This window comes from Pseudomonas sp. RA_15y_Pfl2_54 (genome assembly GCF_963971015.1).
Classification (GTDB): Bacteria; Pseudomonadota; Gammaproteobacteria; order Pseudomonadales; family Pseudomonadaceae; genus Aquipseudomonas; species Aquipseudomonas baetica_A.
On sequence record NZ_CAXAPN010000002.1, the window covers coordinates 151,945 to 165,256 of the forward strand.

Below are 13,312 nucleotides of genomic sequence, written 5' to 3' on the forward strand. Positions count from 1 at the left end.
TCGACATCATTGTTGCTGACACACCGTATTCGCGAGCAAGCCCGCTCCCACATGGGTTTTGTGGTGAGAGATAAATGATGTACAGCCTTGAAGACCTGCTCCACCTGATGAGTCGCCTGCGCGATCCGCAGTACGGTTGCCCGTGGGACATCAAGCAAACCTACGCAACTATCGTCCCGCACACCCTCGAAGAAGCCTACGAAGTGGCTGACGCCATCGAGCGTGGCGACTTCGATCACTTGCAGGGCGAGTTGGGCGATCTGTTGTTCCAGGTGGTGTATTACAGCCAGCTTGCACGGGAGGAGGGGCGATTCGAGTTTGCCGGGGTGATCGACAGCATCACCCGCAAGCTGATCCGCCGTCATCCCCACGTCTTCCCCACCGGCGATCTGTATGCGCCGCTCGACGTACCGCGTTTGAGTGAAGAGCAAGTCAAGCAGCGCTGGGAGGAGATCAAGGCGCAAGAGCGCGCCGAGAAATCCGCTGCGCCAGAGCAACTTTCGCTGCTTGATGACGTACCGGCGACGCTGCCTGCGCTGTCGCGTTCAGCCAAGTTGCAAAAGCGTGCGGGGCAGGTCGGTTTCGACTGGCCAGACGCCTTGCCAGTGCTCGACAAGGTGCGCGAAGAGCTTGATGAAGTGCTTGAGGCCATGTCCGAGAACGATCCCGTCGCGGTGGCTGACGAGATCGGTGATCTGCTGTTTTCCGTGGTCAATCTGGCCCGGCATCTGAAGGTCGATCCGGAAACCGCACTGCGTGGTGCCAACGGCAAGTTCGAAAGACGTTTCCGATTTATCGAACAGGCATTGCGCGACACCCACCGTCCCATGGAAGATTGCACCCTCGAAGAGTTGGACGCCCTCTGGGGTGAAGCCAAACGTCAGGAAAAGAACTTGCCCAGCTGCGGCTGAGCAACTGCCCAAGTGAGTAAGCACCATGAGTATTTCCCTTCGCGATCAGTTGCTCAAAGCAGGGCTGGTCAACCAGAAGCAGGCCAAACAGGTCAGCAAGGACAAACAGAAGCAGCAGCGTCTGGCCCACAAAGGCCAGATCGAGCTGGATGACTCGCAGCAGCGCGCCGCACAGGAAGCCATGGCCGAGAAGGTCAAGCGCGACCAGGAGCTGAATCGTCAGCAGAAAGAGAAAGCCGAGGCCAAGGCGCGTGCGGCACAGGTCAAGCAGTTGATAGAAGCCTCGCGTCTGCCGAAGCTGACCACCGAGGACTACTACAACTTTGTCGACGACAAGAAGGTCAAGCGCCTCTCGGTCAACACGCTGATGCGCAACAAGCTCAGCAGCGGTTCGCTGGCGATCGTGCACCATGCCGGCGGCTATGAAGTGATCCCCCGTGAAGCGGCCCTGAAGATCCAGGAGCGCGATCCACAGCGCATCGTGCAGCTCAACGTGCAGACCGAAGAGATCATCACCGAGGACGATCCGTACGCGGCCTACCAGATCCCTGACGATCTGATGTGGTAAATCGGTAGTGCTGTCACTACGACAAACCCCGCGATCGCGGGGTTTGTCGTTTTCAATGCTGTGGTTGGTTCAGGCGGATCGTAAATCCCGTTGCTGTTCTTGCAGTTCCAGTTCGGCCTTGTAGTTGTGGGCATCGATTTCGTTATGGAACATGCCGACCAGCAAGTCTTGTTGATGCACATCCCAGATTCGTAAACCGGCGGCTACGCCTTCATGGGACATGTGTGAATCGTCGCGTTCAGTTACTTTTACAGTCATCTGCTAGCTCCAAATCTCAAGTTATCTGCAGCAAGGCGTGTGCAGGACTCTTTTATATGATTTGTTAGTTTGCTAAGTAAACGGCTGATTCGTGCAAGGTATAGTTGCGAATTCTGCAACAGTGCTGGAGGCCGCTAAAACCGCGACATTCGGTCGCAGGGTGGGAAGTTGCATGACAGAAGTTTCATTTTCAGAAGCTCCGCAAGCCCACTTGTGGGAGCGAACAGGCTCGCCCCACAGGGTTTTACGGTGTAACTGCCATTTACTTCAGGCCAAAAAAACGCCCCGAACCAGTCGGGGCGTTTTCATGTGAGGCTCAGCAGCGGGGAATTACTTGCCTTCCCAGCGCTTCAGTACCAGCGTGGCGTTGGTGCCGCCAAAGCCGAAGCTGTTGCTCATCACGGTGTTGATGGTGGCGTTCTCGCGGGTCTTGGTCAGCACCGGCATATCGGCCACTTCTGGGTCGAGTTCGTCGATGTTGGCGGAACCGGCAATGAAGTTGCCTTCCATCATCAGCATGCAGTAGATCGCTTCGTGAACGCCGGCGGCGCCCAGGGAGTGACCGGACAGGCTCTTGGTCGAGCTGATGGCCGGAGCCTTGTCGCCGAACACTTCACGCACACCTTTCATTTCCGCGACGTCACCGACCGGAGTCGAAGTGCCGTGGGTGTTGAGGTAGTCGATCGGGGTATCAACGGTGGACATCGCCATCTGCATGCAGCGGATCGCGCCTTCGCCGCTTGGAGCGACCATGTCGTAGCCGTCGGACGTCGCGCCGTAGCCAACGATTTCGGCGTAGATTTTCGCGCCACGGGCCAGAGCGTGTTCCAGCTCTTCAACCACGACCATACCGCCACCGCCAGCGATGACGAAACCGTCACGGTCAGCGTCGTAGGCACGGGAGGCTTGTTGCGGGGTGTCGTTGCGCTTGCTGGACAGGGCGCCCATCGCGTCGAACAGGAACGACTGGCTCCAATGCTCTTCTTCACCACCACCGGCGAAGACGATGTCTTGCTTGCCCATCTGGATCTGTTCCATGGCGGTACCGATGCAGTGAGCACTGGTGGCGCAGGCAGAAGCGATGGAGTAGTTCAGGCCCTTGATCTTGAAGGGCGTGGCCAGGCAAGCGGAAACGGTGCTGCTCATGGTCCGCGTGACGCGGTATGGGCCAACGCGCTTCACGCCTTTCTCGCGCAGGATGTCCAGCGCTTCCATCTGGTTCAGCGTGGAAGCACCACCGGAACCGGCGATCAGACCGGTACGCGGGTTGGACACTTGCTCTTCGGTCAGACCGGAGTCAGCGATAGCGTCTTTCATGGCCAGGTAGGCGTAAGCCGCTGCGTGGCCGACGAAGCGATAGATCTTGCGATCAATCAGCTCTTCAAGGTTGAGGTCGATGGAGCCGGAAACCTGGCTACGCAGACCCATTTCGGCATATTCCGGGTTGAACCGGATGCCAGGGCGGCTTGCACGCAGGTTAGCGGAGACGGTCTCTTTGTCATTGCCCAGGCACGAAACAATGCCCAGACCAGTGATAACGACGCGGCGCATGCGAATAACCCTTAGAAGTTGTCAGTGGAGGTGAACACGCCGACGCGAAGGCCTTCGGCGGTGTAGATTTCGCGACCGTCGACAGTCACTGAACCATCGGCAATGGCCAGGTTCAGCTTGCCCTTGAGGACGCGTTTGATATGAATGTTGTAGGTGACTTTCTTGGCGGTCGGCAGCACCTGACCGAAGAATTTCACTTCGCCCGAACCCAGCGCACGGCCGCGGCCCGGCAGGCCTTGCCAGCCCAGGAAGAAACCGACCAGTTGCCACATGGCATCCAGACCCAGGCAGCCCGGCATGACCGGATCACCTTCGAAGTGGCACGCGAAGAACCACAGGTCAGGATTGATATCCAGTTCGGCGACCAATTCACCTTTGCCGTACTTGCCGCCTTCTTCGCTGATCAGGGTGATTCGATCCACCATCAGCATGTTCGGGGCGGGCAGTTGCGCGTTACCTGGGCCGAACAGCTCACCGCGACTGCAGCGCAGCAGATCTTCCCGAGTAAAGGCGTTTTGTTTGGTCATGCGAGCTCCTCAATAATCCCATGCGGCAGGTGGGGCAAATCTTCCCGACCGTTCGAAGCGTTCATGCCTCGAACCGGCAGCCTACTCATAGACTATTGCGTTGTGGTGAAAGTCACAGCACCAAGGACATGAATGTACACTTGTGCACTGAAATTTTTATTCAAGCCCCTTTTGAGGCTCGTTCGGGTGCCTAAGACTGCCGCACTTTCGCTTTTCACGCCAGTCGCAGATGGTCGAAAAGCCGTCACTACGACACCCAGCGCTGCAGAATCTGCTGTAGGTCATTGCGTTTGAACGGCTTCGCCAGATAATCGTTCATGCCCGCCGACAGGCAGGCCTCGCGGTCGCCCTGCAAGGCATTGGCGGTCAATGCGATGATCGGCACCGCGCTGCGTCCGGGCAAGCGGCGAATCTGCCGGGTCGCTTCGTAGCCATCAATGATCGGCAAACGGCAATCCATGAGAATCATTTCGAAATCGCTTGCTTCGGCATTTTGCACCGCTTGTGCGCCATCGGTGGCAACACTGACAGTAAAGCCCAAACTGCGCAGCATCGCTTCAATCACAGTCTGATTCACCGGATTGTCTTCCACGAGCAACACATGACGCCCCTCGCCGTGACCGCTGCTGTTCAATGCGCGTGGCGCTGCCAGTTGCGGCAACGCCTGCTTATAAAGAGCCAGCGGAATTTCCAGGGTGAATACCGAGCCGCGACCTTCTTCGCTCTGCGCGCGCAATGTCCCGCCCATGCGCTCGGCGAGAGTGCGGGCAATCGGCAGACCGAGGCCGGTGCCACCGTAACGCCTTGAAATAGAACTGTCGGCCTGCTGGAAAGCGTTGAACATCAACTCCAGGCTCTCGGACGAAATACCGATGCCGCTGTCGCGCACCGAACAGGTGAACCACAGCAGTTCGTGATCCAGCGACTGCCACTGCGCCTCGATGCTGACCCGACCCTGTTCAGTGAATTTCAAGGCGTTGCCGACCAGGTTGACCAGAATCTGCCGGATCCGCGTCGGATCGCCCTGTACCTGCAAACCGTGCATGTCTTCGGGGATCCGCAGATTGAGCGCCAGGCCACGCTGAACCGCGCTGTGCTGGAACGACTGGGCGCAGGCTGCGATGAGTTCGGCGAGGTTGAACGGGATATGCTCCAGTTCCAGTTCCGAACGCTCGATGCGCGAGAAGTCGAGAATGTCGTTGATGACCTTGAGCAGGTGTTCGGTGGACTCCGAGGCAAGCGCGGCGTACTCGACCTGTTCTTCGGTCATGTCGGTGGTTTCGAGCAATTGCAACATGCCCAGCACGCCGTTCATGGGGGTGCGCAGTTCATGGCTCATCATCGCCAGGAAGTCGGATTTGGCGCAGTTGGCCTTTTCCGCTTCCTCACGGGTCTGGATCAGTTGGGCCATGGCTTGATGCTGTTCACGACTGGCCTGTTCCAGCGCCTGAGCGAGGTTGTTGATGTGTTGCGACAGGGCGCCCAGTTCGGTGTCGTCGACAATCGGTAGCGGCGTTTTATAGTCGCCTTGCTGAATCGCCTTGACCGCATTGCCGATATCGCGAATCGGCTGCGACAGGCTGCCGGCCAGACGCCGCGCGACGATGAAGGTGAAGAGCAGGGCAAACAGCGCCAGAATAGCGGCCTTGAGCAGGATTTCCTGCTGACGCTGACTGAAGGCATCGTTGGACAGACCGACGATCACTCGCCCCAGATAATCCTCGTTGGCCGCGCCATTGCTGACTTTGGTGTCCTGGAAAAAATCATTGTGCAGGGCGATCCGTTGCAGCCTTACCGGCGCTTGAAAAACTTCGACCTGATGCGCACGGCTATGGACATTCGCCGGTTGCTCGACGTAGACCAGAATCCGGTTAGCACTGTCTTGCACTTCGATAAAGCGCACGTTGGGTGTTGCCAGCGAGGCTTTGAGCAGGCTCTCCAGCACTTCGTTATTGCCGGAAATCACCCCGTACTCGGTGGCGGGTGCCAGTTGGTTGGCGATCAATTGGCCGGTGTGGTTCAGCTCCTGGCGCAAATCCTGAATGCGCACGAAGGTAAAAAAGCTGATCAACAACAAGGTCAGCAACAGCGCCGGGCCCAGGCTGATCAACTGGGTCCGGGTGTTGATGTCCCAACGGCGACGGAAACTCATGGGCGGCTTTCTCCTTCAGCCAACGCTCTGGCGACTGACGCGTCATTTAACGGTTCGATCCCAAGGGAACGAGCCACCTGCGCATTACTTGAGACTTTAAAACGTTTGGGATAGAGGGCTGGCGGCCAATTGCCCGGCGGCTGGTCGAGCAGTTGGTCGAGTACCGCCAGCCAGTCGCTCTGATCGCTGTAGCTGCTGACCAGGCTACCGGCGCGGACAAACGCAACGTTGGGCCCCACCAGCGCCATTTGCTGCGAGTAACTGCTGAGCAGCAGGTTTTTCGCGGTTCTCGGGTTGTACAGATCAGGATCGTCGAGGCCCAGCAGCACGTCGCTATTTTTCAGTACAGCTTGCAGGGGGCGGTTGTCGTGGGTGTTGTCCCAGCGTTGGCTGACGATTTGCAGATTCAGCGATTGAGCGGTCAGGCGCAGTTCCTTGAGCAGAAATTCGCTGTGCGGGTGGAACAACACGCCAACCCTGCGCGCCTGCGGCAACATCCGCCGGATCAACTGCAATTGACGGCCCAGTGGTGGATCGCTCCACAGCAGAGTCAGCTGCGAGGGTTGTGCCGAGCCGAAACGCTGATGTGCTTGCACGCGGCTGATACGCAGCACCAGCGTTGCCGGGCCCTTTGAGTCTTGCAGGCGCCAGTCGAGGCTTGGCAGATCGAGCAGAATCAGGCGCAGGCTGGAAGGTAATTTTCCCGGTGCCGGGAGACTGGCCAGCGGCTGGAAACGCACACTGTCGGTCGGACGCAACTCGCTGAGGGCCTGAACGAAAGCCTGCACGCCGGGACTTTCTTCAGCCCCTGTGAGCAGAATATCGGCCGCTTGCACTGCGATGCCGTGCAGCCACGCGGCCAGAAACAGGCACAGCCCGGCCAGGCAGTGGCCAAGGGTTGGCGCCTTGCGTGACAGGCCGAGGCGCACCCTAGAACTCCAACTCGGCGCTGAAATACATCACCCGGCGTTCGTCGTATTGGTTGTCCACGAACGTCGTTGGCGCGTGATCGAGGCGCTGTTGCAGCACGCCGGCCAGTTGCAGTTGGGCTTTGCCCAGCGGGATGCGTTTGGCGATCCGCGTGTCGACCCGTTCAAAGCGATAGCCGTTGAGCGCGTTGTCGCCGTAATAGAAGAGGGCGCTGTTCCAGCCTTGGCCCCAGTCGCGCAGCCAACCGGCCGAACCGCTGTTGCGCGAGGTGAATTGCTGATCCAGCGGATTGCTCGCTTGGGCGTCGACGTAGGCGTAAGTGAAACGCAAGCGGTCGACCCTGCTCACGCGCCAGTCGAGTTGGGTTTCGGTGCCGCGAAAACGTGAGCTGTTGGCATTGCTGGCGATGTATTGGTTGTTGCGCAACGGCTCGCTGATCATCCCGGTGATTTCGTCGTAGAACAGCTTCACATCCAGTGCCAGTCCCCACTCTGCGAAATTGCCGTTGTAGCCCAGTTCACGCGAGCGCATGTGTTCCTGATCGAGATCGCCGGGGCCACGGGTCTTGACGAAATAACGCGCTGACGACTGGCCGTACGCCGTGGGCCGCAGGTTGGTCACCTGATAGCTCCAGTTGACGTTGTTCTCGAACATGTCCGGCGAGCGGATCGCCTCCGAGTACACCGCACGCAGACCATGGCGCGGGTTGATCAGGTAGTTGATCGCGAAGCGCGGGGTCAGCGAACTGCCGATCAGTTGCGTGTCTTCGAACATTGCACCGCCCTGCAACAGCCAGTGTTCGGTCGCGCGCCATTCCAGTTGGCCGAAGGCGCGCCAAGTGGTGTCGTCCAGCGTGCCGTTGAAGTAGGTCTCGGAATCGGCCCGGTCGTAACGATAGTTCATGCCGCTGACCAGACGCAGGCTGTCGGACAGGCTGAGGGTGTCCTGCAATTCGAGGTCGTAACGCGACTCCCGGGCACTCTGGTCGATATCGCCGCACAGGGTTTGGCTGGCGCCGTTGCGCCATTGATCAAGCACCTGATTGGCCAGTGCCATTTTCTGCGGGCTGCCGGGCTCGGCGCCGGGGCCGGTGAACCGGGTGATGTTGCGCGCCAGGCGCTCGGTGTAATTGGGGTCGAGTTGCCACAGCTGCGTCAGTTCCGGGCTGAACGACACTTCGGCGTCGCAAGCGCGCCAGGTTTGCTGACGGTCCCAGTGCTGCGCCGATCCTTGTACATAAAGGCTATGTTCGGGATTGATGTCGAGATTCCAGCGCACCGACCCGGCGTAGTCCTTGGCCACCACGTCGGAGTTGTTCCCCGCGTCTGTAATCCCCGAGAACACCGGTCGGTAGGTATAGGGCCGCTGGTTGGTGCCGTCCTTCGCGTTGACCTGCCAGTCGAGGCTCTGGCTGTCGCTCAGGGTATGACTGACCGCTAGACTGAAACGGTTCAAGCGGCGGCTGTCGCGGTAATCGGCGCCTGTGCGATTGCTGTCGAAACCGTCGTCTTCTTGACCTGACAGCGACAGACGCAGGTCGCCGCCATTCCAGCCCGTGCCCTGGCTGGCATGGAAATCGTTGATGCCGCGCTGGCCTCGAGTGATCTTCAGCCGTGTGCCGTGGCTGTTCGCCGGGTGGCGCGTGATGATGTTGACCACCGCCATCAGTGCATTGGCGCCGTAGCTGACAGTGTTCGGGCCTCGGAAGACTTCGATGCGCTCAATGTCTTCCACGGCCACCGGAATATCGCTCCAGTCCACCGTGGCCAGACCCGCGCGGTAAACCGAGCGGCCGTCGATCAACACCTGCATGCGCCGCGCTTCGCTGGCGTTGGTGCCGTGGTAATTGACCACAGCCTGATTGCCGCTGACGTTGCCGACCATCATCCCGGGCACCAGGCGCAGCAGTTCACTGATGTCGCGGGCGCCGCTGGCGTTGATCAATTCGCTGTCGAGGACGGTCATGCTTCCCGGCACTTGCGCCGGTGTCTGTTTAAGGCGTGTGGCCGTCAGCACCTGCGGTAGCGACTCGCTGTCCATGAACAGGTCATCGGCCTGCACGACCGGGCTGAACAGCAGCGCGAGCAACAGGGACGAGCGCGATGAGGGAGAAGCAAAGAGCACGACACAGCCTATAGAGCGAAGAATTGGCGGGCATGTTAACCGAGGGCAGCGACTTTTCCAGTCACGTTATAGGCATTTTCCTAGGTTTTGTTGGTCTTCTTCCTACAAGTATCGGTAATTGACGCGGGGGCTGGCCGCGACGGGGTCGCCCCGTATAATGCCGACATCGCCACTGGTATGGATTAACGGATTGCATATGACTGAACAGCGCCCGATTGCGGTCCTGGGAGGCGGAAGTTTTGGTACCGCCGTGGCCAATCTTCTGGCCGAGAACGGCCATCAAGTCTTGCAGTGGATGCGTGACCCCGAGCAGGCCGAGGCCATCCGGGTCAATCGCGAAAACCCGCGTTACCTCAAAGGCATCAAGATTGTGCCGGGCGTGACCGCCGTCACCGACCTGCAAGCCACCCTCGATGCCTGTGACCTGTGCTTTGTCGCCCTGCCGTCCAGCGCGTTGCGCACGGTGCTGGCCGCCCACGCCGAACGGCTGAGCGGCAAAATGCTGGTCAGCCTGACCAAGGGTATCGAAGCCCACACCTTCAAGCTGATGAGCCAGATCCTCGAAGAGATCGCTCCGCAAGCGCGCATCGGCGTGTTGTCCGGGCCGAATCTGGCGCGGGAAATCGCCGAGCACGCACTGACCGCCACCGTGGTTGCCAGTGAAGACGAAGACCTGTGCAAACAAGTGCAAGCCGCGCTGCATGGCCGCACCTTCCGCGTCTACGCCAGCGCCGATCGTTTCGGTGTCGAGTTGGGCGGTGCGTTGAAAAACGTTTACGCGATCATCGCCGGCATGGCGGTGGCTCTGGAGATGGGCGAGAACACCAAGAGCATGCTGATCACCCGGGCCCTGGCCGAGATGACCCGGTTTGCGGTGAATCAGGGTGCCAACCCCATGACCTTCCTGGGGCTTGCCGGCGTCGGTGACTTGATCGTGACGTGTTCGTCGCCCAAGAGCCGCAACTATCAGGTCGGTTTCGCCCTCGGTCAGGGGCTGAGCCTCGACGAAGCGGTGTCGCGCCTTGGTGAAGTCGCCGAAGGGGTGAATACCTTGAAAGTACTCAAGGCCAAATCCCAGGAGGTGGGTGTCTACATGCCGCTGGTCGCCGGGCTGCACGCCATTCTGTTCGAAGGGCGCACGCTGGACCAGGTCATCGCGTTGTTGATGCGGGCCGAGCCGAAAACCGACGTCGACTTTATTTCCACCAGTGGTTTCAACTGAATCAGCAGGGAACGACCTATGAACGATCCAAAAATCGACACCAAGTACGAGTCCATCCTCCTGCGGGTGTTGTGGATGCTCATTTACGTGCTGGTCTGGCAAGTGGCGCAGTTCATCCTTGGCGCAGTGGTGCTGGTGCAACTGATCTATCGTTTGATCTATGGCGCTCCGAGCGCCGGCCTGATGAATTTCGGCGACAGCCTGAGCCAGTTTCTGGCACAGATCGGCCGTTTCGGCAGCTTTCACAGCGACCAGAAACCATGGCCGTTCGCCGACTGGCCTGCGCCGCGTACCCCCGAAGGCGAAGCGCCGCATGCCGTGCCGCCAGCACCGCATCCGGCCCGAGATGAGGAACCCAAGCTATGAAACTCTGGGTATTGCGTCACGGTGAAGCCGTGCCTTATGGCGCGTGCCCCGATGCCGAGCGGGAGCTGACCGAGCATGGCCGCCAGGAAGCCTTGAGCAGTGCGGCCCGTCTGATGGGCCAGCCGTTGACCGCGATCTACGCCAGCCCCTATCTGCGCGCGCAACAGACCGCGCAGATTGTCCGTGAGGCGCTGGGTTTCGAGCCGCCGATTCGCACGGTCGAGTGGCTGACGCCAGAGGTCGATCCGGACAAGGTCACCGATCAACTGGTCTCGGTGAGCAATGTGCTGCTGGTCAGCCATAACCCGCTGGTGGGCAATTTGCTCAGCTATCTGCAGCATGGCGCCGGGTATCCGCCCGAGAGGGTCAGCACGGCCGGGCTTGCGGAGCTTGAACACAGTGAGTTGCTGATCGGCTCGATGAAGCTCAATAGCCTCAAGCATCCATAACGTTGTAAACACCGCTCCCACATTTCGCTGTGTCGGTGGAAATTATTTGTTTGAATTTTCCAACCAAGCACTTGCTTGGTTGACTACGCTTGCTCCAGACCTAAAAAACAGGAGCGAGTCGCATGTCTGCCGCATTCCGTTTGCCGCTGGACGTGTTTTACGAACGCGAGGCGCGGCACCCGCGCCAACGCTTCCTCGTACAGCCAGTCGGGGGCGGGCAGGTCGAAACGCTGACCTGGGCCGACGTCGGCCATCAGGCCCGCTGCGCCGCGCATTGGCTGCGAGCGCGCGAGTTGCCGCAGGGCAGCCACATCGCGCTGATCTCGAAAAACTGCGCGCACTGGATCATCGCCGACCTCGCCATCTGGATGGCCGGGCACGTCTCTGTGCCGCTGTATCCCAACCTGACCGCCGACTCCGTGGCTCAGGTGCTCAACCACTCGGAAAGTGTGTTGGCGTTTATCGGCAAACTGGATGATTGGCCCGGCATGTCGAAAGGCATGCCTTTGGGCCTGCCGACCATCAGCCTGCCGCTGCATCCGGCCGGCGACTTCGATTTCAGCTGGGCCGACCTGCAACGCAGTTCACCGATCCAGGACGACCCGCGTCCCGCCGCCGAGCAACTGGCCACCATCATCTACACCTCCGGCACCACTGGCCTGCCCAAAGGCGTGATGCACAGTTTCGCCAACCTCGGGTTTGCGACGACCCATGGCACGCAGTTATTCGGGCTTAACGAGCATGATCGATTGCTCTCCTACCTGCCGCTGTGCCACGTCGCCGAGCGGATGTTTGTAGAGTTGGCGTCGATCTACACCGGGCAGACGGTGTTCTTTGCCGAAAGCCTCGAGACTTTTATCACTGACTTGCAGCGTGCGCGGCCGACCGCAATGTTTGGTGTGCCGCGAATCTGGAGCAAATTCCAGATGGGCGTTTACAGCAAGATTCCGGCAAAGCGCCTGGATTTGCTCCTCGGCCTGCCGTTCATCGGCAAGCGGGTCGGGCACAAAGTGCTTGCTGGCCTCGGGCTGGATGCCTTGCACGTCGCCCTGTCGGGCGCCGCGCCAGTGCCGCAAACCTTGCTTGCGTGGTATCAGAAACTCGGGCTCGACGTCCTGGAGGTCTACGGCATGACCGAGAGCTGCGGCTATTCGCACATCTGCCTGCCGGGTCAATACAAGCAGGGCTGGATCGGTAAACCGTGCCCGGATGTTGAAGTGCGTATCGATGAGTCCGGTGAAGTGCAGGTACGCAGTCAGGCGAACATGCTCGGCTATTTCAAGGAGCCGCAGAAAACCGCCGAAACGATCACCGAGGACGGTTTTCTGCGCACCGGTGACAAGGGCGAGCAGGATGCCGAAGGGCGCCTGCGCCTGACCGGTCGACTCAAGGAGATCTTCAAGACCAGTAAAGGCAAATATGTGGCGCCGGCACCGATCGAAAATCGGCTGGCGGTGCATTCGCGTATCGAACAGGTCTGCGTGGTGGGCGATGGTTTGAGCGCGCCGCTGGGCTTGTGCGTGCTCTCCATTGTCAATCAGGAAGAGGGGCGGGCGAGTCTGCATTCGAGCCTGGAAAAACTGCTGGAGGAGGTCAACGCGGTGCTCGACAAGCACGAGCGCCTGCGTCGACTGGTGGTGGTCAAGGACAGTTGGGCGGTGGAGAACGGGTTTCTCACGCCGACCCTGAAAATCAAACGCAACGTCATCGAAGACACCTACGGCGCGCGCTTCGAAGAATGGAGCGAGCGCAGCGAGGCGGTGCTGTGGCAGGATTGAGCGACCACTAAAACAACAAAGGAAGTCTGTGATGAGCCTGTGGCGCACCACTCCCGACATCGAGCAGTTGAACGCAATCCAGAAAAACACCATCGGCGAAGTGCTGGATATCCGTTTCGAGGCGTTCGACGAACAATCACTGACCGCGAGCATGGTCATCGACCATCGCACCCACCAGCCTTACGGCCTGCTGCACGGCGGCGCCTCGGTGGTGCTGGCTGAAACTGTCGGTTCTATGGCCAGTTATTTGTGTATCGATGCCAGCCAGTTTTATTGCGTGGGGCTTGAGATCAACGCCAACCATTTGCGTGGTTTGCGCAGTGGCCGGGTGACGGCTGTGGCCAAGCCGATTCATATCGGTCGCACCACGCATGTCTGGGATATTCGACTGACCAGCGATGAAGGCAAGGCCAGTTGTGTCTCGCGCTTGACCATGGCAGTGGTGCCGTTGGGGCAGACACCACCCTCGAGTTGAG

Annotated in this window: 13 protein-coding genes; 7 read left to right on the top strand and 6 right to left on the bottom strand. The window is 59.6% G+C overall.

Translation table 11 applies throughout. The features are described 5' to 3' along the window. Positions 1-77: 77 nt before the first annotated feature. Together mazG and AACY50_RS02240 are read left to right on the top strand one after the other, a co-directional pair. Entirely contained in the window at positions 78-911 is an 834-nt protein-coding gene (gene mazG / locus AACY50_RS02235; protein ID WP_339431010.1) for a nucleoside triphosphate pyrophosphohydrolase, read from the top strand. Positions 912-936: 25 nt separating this feature from the next. Further along, positions 937-1,479, top strand: coding sequence for a DUF2058 domain-containing protein (locus AACY50_RS02240; protein WP_339430831.1), 543 nt, complete (start codon positions 937-939; stop codon positions 1,477-1,479). 69 nt (positions 1,480-1,548) lie between these two features. Here the strand turns inward: AACY50_RS02240 and AACY50_RS02245 are convergent, their stop codons facing one another. From AACY50_RS02245 to AACY50_RS02270, 6 genes are all read right to left on the bottom strand, one after another. Beyond that, positions 1,549-1,737, bottom strand: coding sequence for a hypothetical protein (locus AACY50_RS02245; RefSeq protein WP_339430830.1), 189 nt, complete (start codon positions 1,735-1,737; stop codon positions 1,549-1,551). Between the two features lie 330 nt (positions 1,738-2,067). After that, entirely contained in the window at positions 2,068-3,288 is a 1,221-nt protein-coding gene (gene fabB / locus AACY50_RS02250) for a beta-ketoacyl-ACP synthase I (RefSeq protein ID WP_221733008.1), read from the bottom strand. Positions 3,289-3,299: 11 nt separating this feature from the next. Further along, positions 3,300-3,815, bottom strand: a complete 516-nt coding sequence (gene fabA, locus AACY50_RS02255) for a 3-hydroxyacyl-[acyl-carrier-protein] dehydratase FabA (protein WP_003227150.1) — start codon at positions 3,813-3,815, stop codon at positions 3,300-3,302. Between the two features lie 247 nt (positions 3,816-4,062). After that, positions 4,063-5,967 (bottom strand): response regulator, encoded by a 1,905-nt coding sequence (locus tag AACY50_RS02260; RefSeq protein WP_339430829.1) that lies wholly within the window; start codon positions 5,965-5,967, stop codon positions 4,063-4,065. Then, positions 5,964-6,896, bottom strand: a complete 933-nt coding sequence (locus AACY50_RS02265) for an ABC transporter substrate-binding protein (protein WP_339538094.1) — start codon at positions 6,894-6,896, stop codon at positions 5,964-5,966. Before AACY50_RS02265 ends, AACY50_RS02260 begins: the two co-directional genes overlap by 4 nt. 1 nt (position 6,897) lies before the next feature. Continuing rightward, positions 6,898-9,021, bottom strand: a complete 2,124-nt coding sequence (locus tag AACY50_RS02270) for a TonB-dependent receptor plug domain-containing protein (protein WP_339495428.1) — start codon at positions 9,019-9,021, stop codon at positions 6,898-6,900. Positions 9,022-9,217: 196 nt separating this feature from the next. On the opposite strand from AACY50_RS02270, the gene AACY50_RS02275 reads away from it, so the two are divergent. The 5 genes from AACY50_RS02275 to AACY50_RS02295 all read left to right on the top strand — a co-directional run bounded on the left by AACY50_RS02275 (position 9,218) and on the right by AACY50_RS02295 (position 13,311). After that, positions 9,218-10,243: an NAD(P)H-dependent glycerol-3-phosphate dehydrogenase gene (locus AACY50_RS02275; protein ID WP_339430826.1), complete on the top strand. Its 1,026-nt coding sequence runs from the start codon at positions 9,218-9,220 to the stop codon at positions 10,241-10,243. Positions 10,244-10,261: 18 nt separating this feature from the next. Next, entirely contained in the window at positions 10,262-10,609 is a 348-nt protein-coding gene (locus AACY50_RS02280; protein ID WP_339430825.1) for a DUF4389 domain-containing protein, read from the top strand. After that, positions 10,606-11,058 carry a phosphohistidine phosphatase SixA gene (gene sixA / locus AACY50_RS02285; protein WP_339430824.1) on the top strand — a complete coding sequence of 151 codons (453 nt, stop codon included), beginning with the start codon at positions 10,606-10,608 and terminating at the stop codon, positions 11,056-11,058. Before AACY50_RS02280 ends, sixA begins: the two co-directional genes overlap by 4 nt. A 122-nt stretch (positions 11,059-11,180) precedes the next feature. After that, positions 11,181-12,836 carry an AMP-binding protein gene (locus AACY50_RS02290; protein ID WP_339430823.1) on the top strand — a complete coding sequence of 552 codons (1,656 nt, stop codon included), beginning with the start codon at positions 11,181-11,183 and terminating at the stop codon, positions 12,834-12,836. Between the two features lie 31 nt (positions 12,837-12,867). Next, positions 12,868-13,311 carry a hotdog fold thioesterase gene (locus tag AACY50_RS02295; protein ID WP_221732999.1) on the top strand — a complete coding sequence of 148 codons (444 nt, stop codon included), beginning with the start codon at positions 12,868-12,870 and terminating at the stop codon, positions 13,309-13,311. Position 13,312: the final 1 nt, after the last annotated feature.